Annotated in this window: 17 protein-coding genes; 10 read left to right on the top strand and 7 right to left on the bottom strand. The window is 72.1% G+C overall.

Translation table 11 applies throughout. The features are described from left to right. Window positions 1-20: 20 nt before the first annotated feature. Window positions 21-875, bottom strand: a complete 855-nt coding sequence (locus FOF48_RS01170) for a metallophosphoesterase (RefSeq protein ID WP_143897890.1) — start codon at window positions 873-875, stop codon at window positions 21-23. A gap of 88 nt (window positions 876-963) precedes the next feature. Here FOF48_RS01170 and gluQRS point away from each other — a divergent pair, with 88 nt between their 5' ends. The 10 genes from gluQRS to FOF48_RS01120 all read left to right on the top strand — a co-directional run bounded on the left by gluQRS (window position 964) and on the right by FOF48_RS01120 (window position 11636). After that, window positions 964-1902 carry a tRNA glutamyl-Q(34) synthetase GluQRS gene (gene gluQRS, locus FOF48_RS01165; protein WP_235685278.1) on the top strand — a complete coding sequence of 313 codons (939 nt, stop codon included), beginning with the start codon at window positions 964-966 and terminating at the stop codon, window positions 1900-1902. Window positions 1903-2063: 161 nt separating this feature from the next. Next, on the top strand, window positions 2064-3041 hold the full coding sequence (locus FOF48_RS01160) for a hypothetical protein (protein WP_143897887.1): 978 nt from the start codon (window positions 2064-2066) through the stop codon (window positions 3039-3041). A 70-nt stretch (window positions 3042-3111) separates the two neighbouring features. After that, window positions 3112-3765 (top strand): AgmX/PglI C-terminal domain-containing protein, encoded by a 654-nt coding sequence (locus FOF48_RS01155; protein WP_143897885.1) that lies wholly within the window; start codon window positions 3112-3114, stop codon window positions 3763-3765. A 44-nt stretch (window positions 3766-3809) separates the two neighbouring features. Then, the gene (locus tag FOF48_RS01150) at window positions 3810-4649 is read left to right on the top strand and encodes a GNAT family N-acetyltransferase (RefSeq protein ID WP_143897883.1); all 840 of its coding nucleotides are present in this window, start codon (window positions 3810-3812) and stop codon (window positions 4647-4649) included. A gap of 209 nt (window positions 4650-4858) precedes the next feature. Next, window positions 4859-5308 carry a hypothetical protein gene (locus tag FOF48_RS01145; RefSeq protein WP_143897881.1) on the top strand — a complete coding sequence of 150 codons (450 nt, stop codon included), beginning with the start codon at window positions 4859-4861 and terminating at the stop codon, window positions 5306-5308. A gap of 139 nt (window positions 5309-5447) precedes the next feature. After that, window positions 5448-6113, top strand: coding sequence for a hypothetical protein (locus FOF48_RS01140; protein WP_143897879.1), 666 nt, complete (start codon window positions 5448-5450; stop codon window positions 6111-6113). 339 nt (window positions 6114-6452) lie between these two features. After that, entirely contained in the window at window positions 6453-7079 is a 627-nt protein-coding gene (locus FOF48_RS01135) for a tRNA-(ms[2]io[6]A)-hydroxylase (RefSeq protein WP_143897877.1), read from the top strand. A gap of 360 nt (window positions 7080-7439) precedes the next feature. Beyond that, on the top strand, window positions 7440-9233 hold the full coding sequence (locus FOF48_RS01130; RefSeq protein ID WP_143897875.1) for a phosphoenolpyruvate carboxykinase (GTP): 1794 nt from the start codon (window positions 7440-7442) through the stop codon (window positions 9231-9233). A 136-nt stretch (window positions 9234-9369) separates the two neighbouring features. Beyond that, window positions 9370-10200 (top strand): hypothetical protein, encoded by an 831-nt coding sequence (locus FOF48_RS01125; RefSeq protein WP_143897873.1) that lies wholly within the window; start codon window positions 9370-9372, stop codon window positions 10198-10200. Further along, entirely contained in the window at window positions 10200-11636 is a 1437-nt protein-coding gene (locus tag FOF48_RS01120) for an ABC transporter substrate-binding protein (protein WP_143897871.1), read from the top strand. Before FOF48_RS01125 ends, FOF48_RS01120 begins: the two co-directional genes overlap by 1 nt. Here FOF48_RS01120 and FOF48_RS01115 read toward each other — a convergent pair. The 6 genes from FOF48_RS01115 to FOF48_RS01090 all read right to left on the bottom strand — a co-directional run bounded on the left by FOF48_RS01115 (window position 11617) and on the right by FOF48_RS01090 (window position 16556). Continuing rightward, the gene (locus FOF48_RS01115; protein ID WP_143897869.1) at window positions 11617-12798 is read right to left on the bottom strand and encodes a pyridoxal phosphate-dependent aminotransferase; all 1182 of its coding nucleotides are present in this window, start codon (window positions 12796-12798) and stop codon (window positions 11617-11619) included. The two genes, FOF48_RS01120 and FOF48_RS01115, sit on opposite strands and share 20 nt — an antisense overlap. Next, complete coding sequence (locus tag FOF48_RS01110; RefSeq protein ID WP_143897867.1) at window positions 12795-13073, bottom strand: hypothetical protein; 279 nt, start codon at window positions 13071-13073, stop codon at window positions 12795-12797. The genes FOF48_RS01115 and FOF48_RS01110 overlap by 4 nt, the downstream gene beginning before the upstream one ends. Before the next feature lie 115 nt (window positions 13074-13188). Continuing rightward, window positions 13189-13884 carry a dethiobiotin synthase gene (bioD, locus tag FOF48_RS01105; protein WP_143897865.1) on the bottom strand — a complete coding sequence of 232 codons (696 nt, stop codon included), beginning with the start codon at window positions 13882-13884 and terminating at the stop codon, window positions 13189-13191. Next, complete coding sequence (gene bioF / locus FOF48_RS01100) at window positions 13874-15055, bottom strand: 8-amino-7-oxononanoate synthase (protein ID WP_143897863.1); 1182 nt, start codon at window positions 15053-15055, stop codon at window positions 13874-13876. Before bioF ends, bioD begins: the two co-directional genes overlap by 11 nt. Beyond that, complete coding sequence (gene bioB / locus FOF48_RS01095) at window positions 15052-16077, bottom strand: biotin synthase BioB (RefSeq protein ID WP_143897862.1); 1026 nt, start codon at window positions 16075-16077, stop codon at window positions 15052-15054. Before bioB ends, bioF begins: the two co-directional genes overlap by 4 nt. A 209-nt stretch (window positions 16078-16286) precedes the next feature. Further along, entirely contained in the window at window positions 16287-16556 is a 270-nt protein-coding gene (locus FOF48_RS01090; protein WP_120597359.1) for a GlsB/YeaQ/YmgE family stress response membrane protein, read from the bottom strand. Between the last annotated feature and the right edge of the window lie 47 nt (window positions 16557-16603).

Below are 16603 nucleotides of genomic sequence, written 5' to 3'. Positions count from 1 at the left end.
ACCGCCGCGGGGCGAGGCTGTCACAGCACCGGCACGTGCTTCGTCCCCCCCACCACGAGGCCGCCGGCCACCTCGATGAGCCAGTAGCCTTCCTTGCCTGCCTGGGTGGAGGAGCCCGCGCCGAACAGATGGGGCCGGTCCGCCGTGGCGGGGTGGTGGTAGCGCTGGTGGATGTGGCCGTGGAGCACCGCGAAGCGCGGGCCCGGCAGCAGCTTCAGGAGCGCGTCCGCGTCACGCAGGCCGTGGTGCCAGCCGTCCGCGTGGTCGGCGGGACTCCGGGGCGCGTGGTGCACCACCACCAGGATGGCGCGGCCCTCCAGGCGGGCGTCCTTCACCAGGGCCGCCAGCCCTTCGAGCTGCGCGGGCCCCACGGTGCCGTAGGACAGGCCGGGCGAGGGCAGCGGGCGCGCGGAGCACAGCCCCACCACCGCGGCGCCCTCCCCCACCAGGCGCACGAAGGGGAAGGCGCCCTCGCGGCGGTACTCGGGCAGGTCGCTCTCCAGCAGGCCGCCGAAGTGCTGGGCGAAGCGGTCCGCGCGGGCGGCGCCGGGGGTGAAGACGTCGTGGTTGCCAGGGATGACGGTGCAGCGCGCGGGCGTCTGGGCGAGCGGCCCCAGCGCGGCGCGGGCGGCGCGGAACTCCCCCTCCAGCGCGTACGCGGTGAGGTCTCCGGAGAGGATGAAGTGGTCCACGCCGTGCGTGCCCGCGTCGCGGGCGATGGCGGCGAGCGTGGCCTGCGCGTTCCGGTAGGCCTTCGCCCGGCCCCCCACCGTCAGCTCGACGAGCGCCACCCAGCGGCGCCAGCCCAGCTTGCGCAACGGCAGGGCGAAGTAGTCCTCGGTGATGTGGACGTCGGAGCAGTGCAGGAAGCGCATGGACGGAATCACATCCCAGGGAACGGAAGGAGGCGGCGGGGCATTCTCTCCCAGCGGGCGCGCGGAGGAAGTTATGGTTTCGCCCACGATGCGAGGACGCTTCGCCCCCAGCCCCACCGGACGCATGCACCTGGGCAACGTGCGCAGCGCGCTCCTGGGCTGGCTCCAGGCCCGGGCCGCGGGGGGCGCGTTCCTGCTGCGCATCGAGGACCTGGACCGCGCGCGCTGCAAGCCCCAGTTCCTCCAGGACCTCTACGAGGACCTGCGCTGGCTGGGCCTCACCTGGGATGAGGCGCCGCTCGTGCAGAGCGAGCGCGACGCCGTGTACCGCGAGGCGCAGGACCGGCTCGAGCGCGAAGGCCTCATCTACCCGTGCTTCTGCACGCGCGCGGAGATCGCCCGCGCGGCCAGCGCCCCCCATGGCCTCTCCGACGAAGGGCCCCGCTACCCGGGCACCTGCGCGCACCTCACCGCCGGACAGATTTCCGAGCGCGCCCGCACGCGGGCCCCCGCGTACCGCTTCCGCGCCCGCGCGGGCGAGGTGCGCTTCGTGGACGGGCTGATGGGCCCCCAAGCCCAGGACGTGCAGGCGCTGGTGGGGGACTTCGTGGTGCGCCGCAACGACGGCGTGGCCAGCTACCAGCTGGCGGTGGTGGTGGACGACGCGGACAGCCGCATCACCCATGTGCTGAGAGGGGATGACCTGCTGCCCTCCACGCCCCGGCAGCTCCAGCTCTACGACGCGCTGGGACTGACGGCGCCCGCGTTCCTCCACGTGCCGCTGGTGCTGGGCGAGGACGGCAAGCGGCTGGCGAAGCGCGACGGGGCGTTCGCGCTCGCGGAGCTGCGCGCGCGCGGCCGGCCCCCCGAGCACGTCCTGGGCCTGCTCGCCGCCTGGAGCGGCCTGGGCGACGGCGGCCCGGTGACGCTGCCCGCGCTCGTCGCCCGCTTCCGCGCGGACGTGCTTCCGCGCGCGCCGGTGGTGGCGCGCGAGGGACAGCTCCTCGACGCGCTCGGCCTGCGCTGAGGCACACCCGGCCGCCCGTCCCACCCTCGTGCACGGGGCGGACGTGCGGAACTGGTGAAGGGTCGCGTCGGGTGGTGCACACCTTCATCCCGACACGTACGTCCTCGCCGTGACGAACGCGGCCAGGCGACAGACACACGGGAAGCGAGGGTGGAAATCCAATGGCGACCATCGTGGAAAGCGAACGGGCTGGCATCATCCGAGAGAGAGAACGGGCCGACGTCATCCAGGCCATTCCAGGCAGCGCCTCCAAGCTGAGCTGGGGGGCCATCTTCGGCGGCGCCTTCGTGGCGCTGGGCGTGTGGATCCTCCTCTACACGCTGGGGCTCGCGCTGGGCCTGTCGTCGGTGAACCCCGCCAACGCGGGGAGCGCGAGGTCCGCGGGCACCTTCACCGGCATCTGGAGCGTCATCACGCCGCTCGTCGCGCTGTTCGTGGGCGGCGTGGTGGCCGCGCGCACCGCGGGCATCGTGGACAAGACGGGAGGCGCGCTGCACGGCGCGGTGCTGTGGGGCGTGACGACGCTGCTGGGCACCTTCCTGGTGGGCATGCTGCTGTCGTCGGTGCTGGGCACGGTGTTCAACGTGGGCAAGGCCGCGGTGGGCGCGGGAGGCGCGGCGGCCGTGGGCGCGGTGACGGGGGGCGGCTCCGCGGCGAAGGCGTTCGGACTGGACGCCAACGACGCGCTCGCGCCGGTGAACCAGCGGCTGCGCCAGCAGGGCAAGCCCGCCATCACGGCGAACCAGCTGGAGTCGGCGACGAAGGACATCGTCACCGAGGGCGTGCGCCAGGGCCACGTGGATCGCGAGCTGCTGGTGAGCAACATCGCGCAGAACACCCAGCTGTCGCGCCAGGACGCGGAGGACGTGGCCAACCGCGTGGAGCTGCAGGTGGACCAGGCCAAGGGCAAGGCCAGCCAGATGGGTGAGCAGGTGCAGCAGGGCGCGCTGAAGGTGGCCGGCAGCTCCGGCCGCGTCTTCTGGGGCATCTTCTGGGGGCTGCTGTTGGGGCTCGGAGCGTCGGTGCTCGGCGCCACCCTGGGTGTCAGCCGCAAGCAGCGCATCCGCGCCGAAGGGGCGGTGGTCACGACCCCGACGACGCCCACGACGCCCACGACGCGCCGCGAGGTGTATCCGTAGTCCCGGGCGCTCGGGTGCATCCCCGCTTCACGGTCCCCCGTGAGGCGGGTATGACGCGAGGGCTCCGTCCATGGCGCCCTCGCACCCCACCCTCCCCCGCTGGCTCCTCATCCCAGGCGTGACCCTGGGCCTGTTCCTGCTGTTCGCGCTGGGCGCCGCCTGGGTGACGCGCTTCCTGGACCGCGCGCAGGAGCAGGACGAACCCGCCGAGCCGCCGCGCGCCGCGCCCCCGCGTACGCCCGCGCCACCTCCGGAGTCTCCCCGCGCGGAGACCCACGCCGAACCCCCTCCGCTCCCGACCGCTCCCGTGCGTGAGCCCACGCGCGCGCCGCCACCGCCGCGCGGCGGGCCGGACGCCCCGGATCCGCGCCGCGTGGAGTGGGTGGAGCCCGAGGTGGAGGCCACCTCCGGACGCATCGACGCGGAGGACCTGCGCCTGGCGCTCCAGGCGGTGACTCCGCTCGTGCAGCAATGTTTCCAGGACGCGGCACAACGCAACCGGGGCACACAGGAAGTGAAGCTGCGCTTCACCGTGGAGGGGGAAGGCGCGGACGGGAAGATGAACCGGGGCGAGCTGCTCTCCAGCACCATCCCGGACCCGATGGTGCAGGCCTGCGTGCTGGATTCGCTGCTGGACGCGCGCTTCCCGGCGCCGCATTTGGGTGGGTCCGCGACACTCGTGTACCCGTTCCGCTTCGGCGTGCCGGGGGACGCTGGCCCGTGAGGTCGGGTTGCGCTTAAGGTTCAGCTCCCCCTTTCCCCTCGCGCATGCCCGTCACCGTCGAACAGCTCGCGCCTTCCCACACGGACGCCCTGCGCGCGCTGCTGGCGAAGGATCCGGTCCACAACCTCTACCTGCTGGGGTTGTTGGAGGAGTTCGGCATCGCGGCCCCGGCGCGCGAGGCGGCCTTCTCCTTCCATGGCCGCTTCGACAGCGGCGTGCTCACCGCGGCCGTCTTCGTGGGCGGCGAGGGCGGGCTCGTGGTGCCCAGCGCCAGCGACGCCAGCGCCACCAGCGTCATCGCGGACGCGCTCGCCGCCAGCCTCAAGCTGCGCGCCACCGTGGGGGACAAGTCCTCCGTGGACGCGCTGGTGCGCAGCCTGTGCGAAGGCAAGCCGCGCCTGTCGCGCACCCAGCGGCTGTTCAGCGTCTCCGCGGACGACCTGGGGCCGTTCACCAACCCCACCCTGCGCCTGGCCCGGGACGAGGACGTGCCCCGCCTGCTGCCGCTGGCCCAGGGCTACGTGCGCGAAATCCTGGAGCGGGATCCGCTGGCGGAGGACCCCGCCCACTACGAGGCCCGCCTCCTCCAGCGCGTGCGCCAGCGCCGCACCTACGTGCTGGAAGATGACGGCGCGCTCGTGTTCAAGGTGGACATCGGCTGCCGCTCGCAGTTCGGCGCGGAGCTGGAGGGCATGTACACCCTGGCCTCCCGCCGCCGTCAGGGCCACGCCACGCTGTGCCTGGGACAGATTTCCCGGCACCTGCTGTCGTCGCTGCCCCGGCTCGCCCTGCGCATCGACGAGCGCGACGAGAGCACCGCCCGCATCGCGCGCAAGGTGGGCTACCACGCCGGCCGCACCCAGCGGCTCGTGCTGGTGGAGTAGCCCGCGCACCACCCTGTGGCCCCGGGGACAACACAGGCAACAGGCCGCGTTGCTCCCGGAACAACAGGGACTACCTATAATTCACGCAAACAAGTGAATTCACACCATCCCTGACCCGGGGCATGGCGCTTGCTCCTGCGAGCGCGTGGCGCGCGGCATCCGCGAGCCCGGCGGATCCAATCCCCGCCGCATTTCACGGGAGCAGTTCCATGAAGGCTTTCCAGACGTTGGCGAAGGTGTGCGCGTTCGGGGTCGTGGCGTTGAGCGCGGGGAGCGCCGCCGCGTGGCAGTACTACCCTGGCATCGCATTCAAGGCCGCATATGCGTCCGACGCCTCGTGCTTCAACGTCCACAGCTACTCCGCCATCCGCAACGACTGTACGACGACGCGCCTGGCGATCGCCTCCGTGCCGATGTGGACGGTGGGCACGCACCCGACGACGGTGCAGATCTACGGCAACAACAGCTGGTGCGAGACGGAGACCGTGAACGGCGTGGGCAACGCCGGCCAGGTGGGCGCGACGACGTACACGCTGTCCGGCCCCATGGCGTGGCAGACCCTCAACACGGGAGACCGCTACGTGTGGGAGGACTACGCCATCGTCTTCCGCTGCGGCTTGCAGTCTGGCGGCATCATCGGTGGCTTCACCATCGACTGAGGCACGCCTCATGACTTCCGCCGGCGGAGTTCGGCGGCGGAGGTGCGGTCCTGATGCGTGGCCGCGCGAAGGCTTCACATTCCTCCCCTTCGCGCGGCCCGTCCCTTCCACGCAGCGCCCGCAGCCCTGTGAGCGCCCCATGTCCTCCCGGCTCCAGACCGTCCTCGCCGTCGCCAACACGGCCGCCATCGTCGGCGGGCTGTTCGCGCTCGTCAGCCATCAGCGCGCCTCCGACGAGGCGATGGAGGAGCTGCGGGCCCAGGTGCGCAAGTCCACGGTGGGCAACGACGCGAACCAGGCTGAGCGCCGCGCCGCCGCGGAGGCCGCGATGCGCCTGTGGGCCGCCAACGCCGCGCGCCCGTCCGCCACGGCGGGAGCCCGTCCGCCCCAGGGAGGCGCGCCCCCAACGGCCGAGGCCCCGGCGACGGAAGCCGGGGACGAGGTGCCCCCGCCGCCGCCCCTCCGTCCTCCGCCCCCCTCCTTCGAGCAGTCCCGCACGCGCGTGCTCAGCGCCTTCGCCGAGGAGCCGGTGGACGGCGACTGGAGCGCCCGGGCCGCGAGGACGCTCGACGACGCCTTTCGCGAGCACCTGCCCGCGACCTCGCGCGTGAAGTCGCTGGAGTGCCGCGCCACGCTCTGCCGCGTGGAGCTGGTGCACCGGGCCGCGGCCGACCACGGCGCGTTCTTGATGAGCGGCCTGCGCACGTGGCGCGGCTCCGTCTTCATCGCCCGCGAAGCGCAGGAGGGCGATGACTACGTCGTCACCCTGCTCGCGTCGAAGGAGGGCACGAACCCGCCGCTGTGAAGCGCACCAGGACTCCCGCGAAGCACGGTGCGAGAGCGCCACCGCGGGCGCCGCCCCCTTCGCGCCGAGGCGCGTTGATCGCACGGTGCAGGCCCTCCGCGAGCGCCGCCCCCTTCGCGCGGAGGCGCGTTGACCGCACGGTGCAGGCACCCCGCGGGCGCCGCCCCCTTCGCGCCGAGGCGCGTTGACCGCACGGTTGAGGCGCGGTGCACGGGCGCCCCCGCGAGCGCTGCCCCACTTCGCGCGCGGCTGGCACGTCCCGAGAGGAAGCGGGCTCGCCTTGGCCCCTCACGACACCCGCGCACGACGCCCGGCGGATGCCCTACAGTCCGCCCCCGCATGAGCAGCCGTCCCACGCCCTCCCGCCGTCCCCTCTCCGGAGCGGGCCCCGTCATCCTCCACGCGCCCACCGACCCCGGCTGGCTGCCGCTGGCGCTCGCGAACTTCGACGCGGTGCTGGTGGACCACGCCCACTGCGAGAAGAAGGCCGCCGCCAACGCGCTGTCCATGCTCCAGGCCTACCCGGACCTGCCCGGCCTGCCCGCGCAGATGGCCCGCCTGGCCCGCGAGGAGAGCGCCCACCTGGCGCGCGTGCTGGACCTGATGGCCGCGCGCGGGCTCACGCTCACCAAGGACGCGGGCGACCCGTACGCCCAGGGCCTCCAGAAGCACGTGCGCACCCCCGCCCTGGAGCGGCGCGTGGACCGCCTGCTCGTCGCCGCCATCATCGAAGCGCGCTCCTGCGAGCGGCTGTCCCTGCTGGCGGAGGGGCTCACCGACCCGGGGCTCGCCCGCTTCTACGGAGAGCTGGCCCAGTCCGAGGACGGCCACCAGTCCCTCTTCCACCGCCTCGCGGTCACCGCGTCCAACGGAGACGAGGCGGGCGTGGACGCGCGCCTGCAATACCTGCTGGCGCAGGAGTCCCGGGTGATGGCGGACGTGGGCCTGCGCGCCGCCATCCACTGACGCTCACGCCTTCGGTGAGGCGAACGCGACGGGGCCTCATTCCCATCAAAACAAGACAGCCGTGGTGATGCTGCGAAACGGGACGATGGCGGTGGGCGTGGGGAGCGCGCCCCTCATCCTGGACGCGCTTCGACCTGCCCTCCGTGTGTGCCGCACCGCGCCGTTTACTGATGGGCGACCGGGCGCTGATAAGAGGAATTAGGCCAGAGCGGTCGAAAGTCCGGTTGACTGCCGGACGTCAGTTGCTTTTGCGGCCTGGGTCCAGAAGGTTTGGTGTTCCTTCCGCTGGTAGGGTCTTCCCCCCTCGCACGACGCGGAATGCGGGAGACCCGACTCATGAAACGCCCCGAGGAAAGCTCCATGACTTCGACGCAAGCGGCCGCCGCCACCGAGCAGGCGCCCACGAAGAACCCCACGCTGCTGGCATGGGTGGCCAAGATGGCCGCGATGACGCAGCCGGACCGCATCGTCTGGTGCGACGGCTCCGAGGCGGAGAAGCAGCGCCTCACCGAGCAGGCCGTGAAGGACGGCACGCTCATCCCGCTCAACCCGCAGAAGCGCCCCGGCTGCTACCTGCACCGCTCCAACCCCAATGACGTGGCGCGCGTCGAGCACCTCACGTTCATCTGCACGCCGAACAAGACGGACGCGGGCCCCACCAACAACTGGATGGACCCGGAGGCCGCGTACACGAAGCTGGGCCACCTGTTCGAAGGCTGCATGAAGGGCCGCACCATGTACGTGGTGCCCTACGCCATGGGCCCGCTGGGCAGCCCCTTCACGAAGATTGGCGTGGAGCTGACGGACAGCGACTACGTGGTGCTCAACATGCGGATCATGACCCGCATGGGGAAGGCCGCGCTGGACATGCTGGGCGACAGCGACGACTTCAACCGCGGCCTGCACTCCACGGGCGACGTGAACCCGGACCGCCGCTACATCTGCCACTTCCCCCAGGACAACACCATCTGGAGCTTCGGGTCCGGATATGGCGGCAACGTGCTGCTGGGCAAGAAGTGCCTCGCGCTGCGCATCGGCAGCTACCTGGGCCGCGAGGAGGGCTGGCTGGCGGAGCACATGCTCATCCTGGGCGTCACCAGCCCCAAGGGTGAGACGACCTACGTCGCCGCCGCCTTCCCGTCCGCGTGTGGCAAGACGAACTTCGCCATGATGATTCCGCCCAAGGAGTACGCGGGCTGGAAGATCGAAACCGTGGGCGACGACATCGCCTGGATGCGCCCCGGTCCGGATGGCCGCCTGTACGCCATCAACCCGGAGGCCGGCTACTTCGGCGTGGTGCCCGGCACCAACAACAAGACCAACCCCAACGCGATGGAGACCATCTCCCGCGACACGCTCTTCACCAACGTGGCCCTCACGGCCGACGGGGACGTGTGGTGGGAGGGCAAGGACGGCGAGGTCCCCGAGGAGCTCACCGACTGGCAGGGCAAGCCCTGGAAGAAGGGCAGCGCGGAGAAGGCGGCGCACCCGAACAGCCGCTTCACCGCCCCCATGACGAACAACCCGGTGCTGTCGTCCAAGGCGAACGACCCCATGGGCGTTCCCATCAGCGCCCTCATCTTCGGCGGTCGCCGCTCCAACACCGTCCCGCTGGTCATCCAGGCCTTCAACTGGACCCACGGCGTGTTCCTGGGCGCCACCATGGGCAGCGAGACGACGGCGGCGGCCACCGGCAAGGTGGGCGTCGTGCGCCGCGACCCCATGGCCATGCTGCCCTTCTGCGGCTACCACATGGGCGACTACCTCCAGCACTGGCTGGACATGCAGAAGTCCATCCCGCAGCTGCCGAAGATCTTCCAGGTCAACTGGTTCCGCCAGGACAAGAACGGCAAGTTCATCTGGCCGGGCTTCGGGGACAACATGCGCGTCCTGGAGTGGATCGTGAACCGCGTGCACGGCCGCGTCCCCACGCAGGAGACGCTGCTGGGCTGGGTGCCGCGCCAGGACCAGGGCCTCAACCTGAACGGCCTGGACCTGTCCGCGGAGGCCGTCGCGGAGGCCACCTCCATCAAGGAGGACGAGTGGAAGAGCGAGCTCAAGAGCCAGGAGGTCTTCTTCGAGCAGCTGGGGACCAAGGCCCCCGAGGCCCTGATGCTCCAGCGCAAGCTGCTCATCGCGCGCCTGGACGGTTGATCGCCGCCTGACGTCCGGGAAGGCCCTTCCGGGGCTGCTTCCGCCCTCCTTCACCGGGGGGTGGGGGTGGCCCCGGTGCTTTTCGGGGGGTCGCCGCTTCGACGGCCGGAATGTTCGGCGGTAGGCTGTGCGCCCCATGAGACTGGTTTTCGTGTTGTCGCTGGCGCTCGCGCTGGCGCCGGGCTCGGCCCTGGCGCAGCGGGGCGGAGCCAAGGTCAACGTGCCGGCCCTCCTGAAGGAGGGCAAGCGCCTCTATGACGCCGGCAAGTACCGCGAGGCCGCCGAGGCGCTGAAGCAGGCCAACGAGGCGCAGCCGCACCCGCGGCTCGTCTACAACATCGCCGTGGCGCTGGAGTACGCGGGCGAGCCCCGCGAGGCGATGACCTTCTATCGCCAGTACGTCACGTCCTCCAGCGAGGAGACCGACCCCGCCCTGCTGAAGAACAGCAACCGCGCCATCGACCGGCTGCGGGTGCAACTGGACCGCGAGGACCAGGCGCAGGCGGTGGCGGACGCGGACCGCAAGCGGCTGGAGGCGGAGGCGGACACCGCGCGGCAGAAGGCGGACGAGGAGCAGGCGGCGGCCCGCAGGGCGGAGGAGGAGAACCAGCGCCAGCGTCAGGCGGAGCTGGACCGCGCGATGAAGTCCTACCGCCAGCAGCGCATCGCCGCGTTCGCCACGGGCGGCGTGGCGGTGCTGGGCGTGGGCGCGGGCGTGCTGTTCGGCCTGCAGGCGCGCGACCAGCGCGACCAGTTCGACAACGCCACCACGCTCGCGGACAAGCAGCGGCTCTCCGACAGCACGAAGAGCAAGGCGCTGCTCGCGGACATCGGCTTCGGCGTGGGCCTGGCGGGGGCCATCACCGCCATCATCCTGTATCCCAAAGAAGGCCCCCCCGCGCAGGGCGAGGTCCGCGTGACGCTCGCGCCGCGCGGTGCCGGGGTCGGCATGGAGGGTCGTTTCTGATGCGCGCGCTGGGAATGATGACGCTGGGCATGGCGCTGTGGGCCTCCGGGTGCAGCTTCACCACGGCGGGCGGCCTGTCTGAATGCGTGACGAGCGGTGACTGCGGCGCCAACAGCGTCTGCACTTCGGGCTACTGCCTGCCACAGCCCGCGGGGTGCGGCCAGGTGGTGGGCGCCACCTCCTCGGCGAACCCGATTCCGCTGGGCGCGGTGGTGCCGCTCACCAACGCGAGCGGGGCCTCGGAGATCGAACAGCAGCGGCTCAACGCGCTGAAGCTGGCGCTGGACGAGGTGAACGCGCTGGAGGGCGTGGGCGGTCGGCAGTTCGTCCTGTACATCTGCGACACGCAGGCCAACGTGGACAACGCCAAGACGCAGGCGAGCTGGCTGGTGAATGACAAGCAGGTGGTGGCGGTGTTCAGCGCGGGCAGCGCGCAGACCATCGGCATCAGCAGCATCACCATCCCGAAGAACGTGCTCGTGATGAGCCACACGGCCACCAGCGCCGCCTTCACCGCGCTGGATGACAAGAACGGCGGCACGGTGGGGCTCGTGTGGCGCACGACGCCCTCGGACCTGCTCCAGGGCCGCGTCATCGCGGATGTGCTCAGCGGCACCACGGCCATCAACGACCCGGGCAACACGTTCACGTCCCCCGCCAAGGTGGGCGTCGCGTACGTGAACGACACCTACGGCCAGGGCCTGTACTCGGCGCTGCTGGACCGGCTGAAGACGAAGACGCTGACGGGCGCGCAGTACGAGCGCAACAAGGACGTGTCCGGCGCGGTGAGCCGGCTGGTGGAGGCCAAGCCGGACCTCACGGTGCTCGCGGGCTTCACCGAGGACAACGCGCGCCTGTTGCAGGCGGCGTCCGCGGCGGGCGTGTCCGTGGCGAACGGCAACCGGTGGTTCCTCACCGACGCCAGCAAGGACCCCACGCTCCTGACGTCGCTGGGCACGAGCAAGTCGGAGATCGTCGGCGCGTACGGCACGGCGCCCGCGTCCGCCCGGCCGCAGGACTCCGTCTACCAGCTCTTCAACAGCCGCTTCGTCACGGCCTACAAGACGGACCCCGCGCAGTTCTCCTTCACGGCCCACGCCTACGACGCCATGTACCTGGTGACGCTGGGCGCGGCGTACGCGGTGGGCAACGACCTGAAGAACCCGCAGCCCGTCACCGGCACGCGCATCGCGGAGGGCCTCACGAAGGTGACCCCCGCGACGGGGCAGACGGCCACCAGCTACTCGCTGGGCCCGGTGCAGTTCACCAACGCGCGCGACGACCTGCGCGCGGGCAAGACCATCAACGTGAAGGGCGCCAGCGGAGACCTGGACTTCAACAACGAGACGGGTGAGGCGCCCTCTCCGTACGAGCTGTTCAAGGTGGAGAGCAGCGGCTTCAAGACGATCCAGCTCATCACCCCGCCGGCGGACTGAGCACCCGCGCCAGCGGCCCCAGCGCGGCGGTGAAGACCTCGGGCGTCGGCAGCAGCGACAGCACGAGGTACGCACCGCCGCCGAAGTCGTGGAAGTACCCCGGCTGCACGCGCACCCCCTCGTCGAGGAGCCGCAGGCAGGTGGCCTCCTCGCCGGGCACCCGCGGGATGCGCAGCACCGCGCTCCAGCCGCCGTGCGCGGGCACCACGTCCCAGGCCGCGTCCGCCGGGCGCGCCTGGACGAGCCGCTCCCGGTTGCCCTTCACCCGCGCTAGCAGCGCCTCCTGGAAGCGCGGCGCGTGCGCGAGGAGCGCGGGCAGCGCGAGCTGGACGGGCGTGGCCACGGACAGGGCCGCGTCCGCCACGTCCTCCAGCCGGGCCAGGGCCTCGTCGCGCGCGTGCGCGGGGCCGCCCACGTGCAGCCACGCGAGCTTCAGGCCGGGCAGGCCCGCCACCTTGGACAGGCCGGACAGGGCGAAGGTGAGGCAGGGAAGGGCCCGGCCCGCCACGGACGTCACCCGCCCCGCTTCCGTGTCCCAGCCCGCATCACAGAAGACCTCGTCGCAGATGAGCGCCAGACCGTGGCGCGCGCACACGTCCGCGAGCGCGACGAGCTCCCCTTCGTGAAGGAAGTGGCCGGTGGGGTTGCCGGGGTTCACCACCAACACCGCGCGCGTGCGGGCGTCGAGGGCCGCCTCCACCTGCTCCACGTCCAGCCCGAAGCCATGCACCGCGGGCAAGCGGTAGGGCCGCGCGTGCACGCCCTCCAGGCGCGCGAGGACGTCCACCAACGGGTAGCCGGGCGCGGGGACCAGGAGGGAGTCTCCCGGGTCGCACAGGAGCTTCAGGAGCCACCCGTAGGCCTCGCTGGTGCTGGCGCCCAGGACCACGTGCGCCGCGTCCACGGGCGAGCCCCGCTGGGACAGGTGGGACGCCACGGCCGCGCGCGCGGGCGCCAGGCCGAAGGGCTCTGGCGTGTAGAGGAAGGGCGAGGCCGGGAGGCGGGCCAGGAGGTCCGCGTCGGGCAGGGGCAGCCCCACGCGGGTGGGGTTGGTCTCCGCGAGGTCCAGGACGCTCAGCCCGCGCGCGTGGCGCTCGGCGACGGCCTGGGAGAGCGGATTGGGAGTGCGCGCGAAGGCGGTGCGGAGCGAGAAGCGGCTCACAGCCCCGTCTGCAGCATGGCGCTGGCCACGCGGCGGATGAGCTCGCGGCGCAGCTCCTGCCGGCAGTGGTCGATGGCCTTCTCGTGCGGCTGGGGAAGCTCCGGGTTCCGGGTGCGGATCGCGGTGCGCAGGACCAGCTCGACCTTGGACGGTTCGAGCTGGAACAGCCGAGGACCGTCCTTCTGTAGGAAGTAGGACAGGCCGCGCTGTTCAATGAGCTTCTGGAAGAAGCGCCGGACGTCCGCGAGGAGCGTGATGTCGATGATGTCCGCCATTCGTGCCGGCTTTCTCGCGCGGAACAAACGGGACGTCCATTTCGCGGCCACCACCACGCGAAAACTTGCGCGACCTGTAGCACGCGCCCTCAAGCCGAACGCGGCGGAGGCCGATTTATCGGGCCCGCGCGCGTTCGGGCACCAGCGGCGCCAGCGCGCGCCGGAACGCAAGATGGCGCTTGCGCGCGTCCGCCACGTAGGGCACCGGCCCCAGCACCTCCACCCCGTGGCGGGCCTCCAGGTAGCGCCGGTTGTCCCGCTCCGACAGGTCGCGCCCGGGCACTCCGCGCGACAGCACCACGGCCCGCACGGACACCCTCCGGGACGCCAGCGCCTCCAGCGACAGCGCGACATGGTTGAGCGTGCCCAGCCCCGCGCGCGCGACCAGCACCACCGGCAAGCGGAACACCTGGATGAGGTCCACCACGTCGCGCTTCGAGTCCACCGGGACGAAGAGCCCCCCTGCCCCCTCCACCACCACCGTCCCGCCCTTCAGCCGCCTCCACGCCTCCAGCGTCACCTGGAAGTCCGGCTCCTGGCCCAGCCGCGAGGCCGCGATGCCCGGCGCCAGCGGCGCGCGGAAGCGGTGCGGGCAGACAGCCTCCACCGGCAGCGTGCTGCCCGCGGCCTCGCGCATCGCCAGCGCGTCCGAGGGCGCCTTCAGCGAAGCACAGCCGCTCTCATAGGGCTTGAAGCCCTGGGGCTGGAGGCCCGCGTCCTTGAGGAGCGACAGGAGCGCGCACGACACCTGCGTCTTGCCCACGCCGGTGTCCGTGCCAGTGACGAAGAAGCGCAAGGCGTCAGGGGCCATGGGAGACTCCCACCCGGCGCAGGGCCTCCAGCGCCAGGTCGATGTGGTCCGTCGTGTGGGCCGCGGAGAGACAGAAGCGCAGCCGGCTGGTGCCTTCCGGCACGGTGGGCGGACGGATGGCCTTCACCAGCAGGCCCGCCTCGCGCAGGCGCTTCGCCGCGTCCAGCGCGCGCGCGGGTTCTCCCAGGATGACCGGGAAGATGGCGCTCCGGGGTTCGGCGGGCAGCCCCAGGGCGCGCAGGCCGTCGGTGAAGCGGTGGATGTGGCCCCACAGCCGCTCGCGCGGAGCGGGGTCGTGCTCCACCAGGTCCACCGCGCACTCGGCGGCGGCGCACAGGGCGGCGGGCAGCGCGGTGGAATAGACGAACGGGCGCGCGCGGCTCACCAGCAGGTCCGCCACGGCGCGCGAGGTGGCGACGTACGCCCCCAGGCCGCCCAGCGCCTTGCTCAGCGTGCCCATGCGCAGGTCCACCCGGTCCTCCAGGCCCAGCGCCTCGCACAGCCCCGCGCCGCGGGCGCCCAGGACGCCGGTGGCGTGCGCCTCGTCCACCATCAGCGCGGCGCCGTGGGCCTCGCACGCCTCCACCAGCGCGCGGAGCGGCGCCACGTCCCCGTCCATGGAGAAGACGCTGTCGGTGACCACCAGCTTCCGGCGCGCGGGCGTCTCCTCCAGCGCGCGGCGGAGCGCGGCCACGTCCGCGTGCGGATAGACGGCGACGCGCGCGCGCGACAGCCGGCAGCCGTCCACCAGCGAGGCGTGGTTGAGGGCGTCGGAGAACACCGCGTCGCCGGGGCCCACCAGCGCGGGCAGGATGCCGGTGTTGGCCGCGTAGCCGGAGTTGAAGAGGCGCACGGCCTGCGCGCGCTCGAAGCGGGCGAGCCGCGCCTCCAGCCGTTGGTGCGGCACCATGTCCCCCACCACCAGCCGGCTCGCGCCGGTGCCCACGCCGTAGCGCTCCAGCGCGGACGCGGCGGCGGCGCGCACGGCGGGGGACGCCGCGAGGCCCAGGTAGTCGTTGGAGGAGAAGTTGATGAGCCACCCGTCGCCCAGGCGCACCTGGGCGCCCTGGGGCGAGTCGAGCGGCTCCAGCGCGCGGCGCAGGCCCTTCGCGCTCAGGGCCTCCAGGTCCTCGCGCGCCCAGCCGTCGGCGACGGAAGCGGTGGCGCTCACCGGTCCTGCCGGGGCTCCAGGGGGCGGATGCCCGCCTTCTCCAGGAGCGCCATGTCCTGGGTGTACTCGGGGTTGCCGGTGGTGAGCAGCTTCTCCCCGAAGAAGAGCGAGTTGGCGCCCGCCATCATGCACAGCAGCTGGGCCTCCTCGTTCATCTGCATGCGGCCCGCGGACAGGCGCACCATGGCCTGGGGCATCAGCAGGCGGGCGGTGGCGATGGTGCGCACCATGTCCACCGACTCCACGCGGTGCTGGTCGGCCAGCGGCGTGCCGTCCACGGGGACGAGCGCGTTGATGGGCACCGACTCCGGGTGCACCTCCTGGTTGGCCAGCGTGCGCAGCAGGTTGCAGCGGTCGTCCACGGACTCGCCCATGCCGATGATGCCGCCGCAGCACACGGAGATGCCCGCGTCGCGCACCCGGTCGAGCGTCTTCAGACGGTCGTCATAGGTGCGGGTGGAGATGATGTCGCCGTAGTGCTCCGGCGACGTGTCCAGGTTGTGGTTGTACGCGGACAGGCCCGCCTCGCGCAGGCGCTTCGCCTGGCTGTCGCTGAGCATGCCCAGCGTGGCGCACGCCTCCATGCCCAGGGCCCGGACGCCGCGCACCATCTCCAGCACGCTGTCGAACTGCGGCCCGTCCTTCACCTCGCGCCACGCCGCGCCCATGCAGAAGCGGGTGGCCCCGGCCTGGCGGGCCTGCGTCGCGGCGGCCAGCACCTCCGGCACCGCCATCAGCTTCTCCGCCTTGACGCCCGTCTTGTAGCGCGCCGCCTGAGGGCAGTACGCACAGTCCTCCGGACAGCCGCCCGTCTTGATGGAGAGCAGCGAGCAGAGCTGCACCTTGTTCTCCACGAACACCCGCCGGTGCACCGTCTGCGCCTGGTGCACCAGGTCCAGGAGCGGCAGCTGGTACAGGGCCTTCACCTCCGCGAGCGTCCAGTCGTGTCGCACCACCACCCCTTCCGGGGCGGGGGCGGCGTGGTGGGCGTGGCCGTGGAAGGACTCGGCGGTGTCGGACATGCGGGCTCCTTGAGAGACGTCAGGAGGCCGACGGTGCGTGGCCCGGAGGCCATTGTCAACGCTCTCGCGACAGGGGGTTGACGAGCCGCCGTCCCGAGCGGGCCCCCCGTGGGGGAGGCCGGTGGGGACGGAAGAAGAGGGACGCCCGTGCGTGACGGACGTCCCTCGCGGTGTCCCTGCCGCGGCGGCTGGGAGATGCCCCGCGTGAACTACACGTGGACGCGGCGTCCGCGGCCGGCGAGCCCCACGAGGAAGAGCACGACCAGCGCGCCCAGGACGGAGAACAGCAGGCCGGTGGGGTGCAGGTCGAAGACGCGCCCGTCGCTGGAGAACAGCGACCCCACGAAGCCGCCCACGAACGAGCCGGCGATGCCCAGCAGCGTGGTGGCGATGAGCCCCATCGACTGGTTGCCCGGCATGATGGCGCGCGCGATGAGCCCCGCGACCAGACCAATCACCAGAAACGCGATAATCCCCATGACACTCTCCCTGTGTGGGGGCTCGCTCCGCGCGACGCCCGTGGAGC

The organism is Corallococcus sp. Z5C101001 (assembly GCF_007352635.1).
In the GTDB taxonomy this organism is placed as follows: domain Bacteria; phylum Myxococcota; class Myxococcia; order Myxococcales; family Myxococcaceae; genus Corallococcus; species Corallococcus silvisoli.
This window is presented reverse-complemented; position numbering and strand designations above follow the sequence as displayed.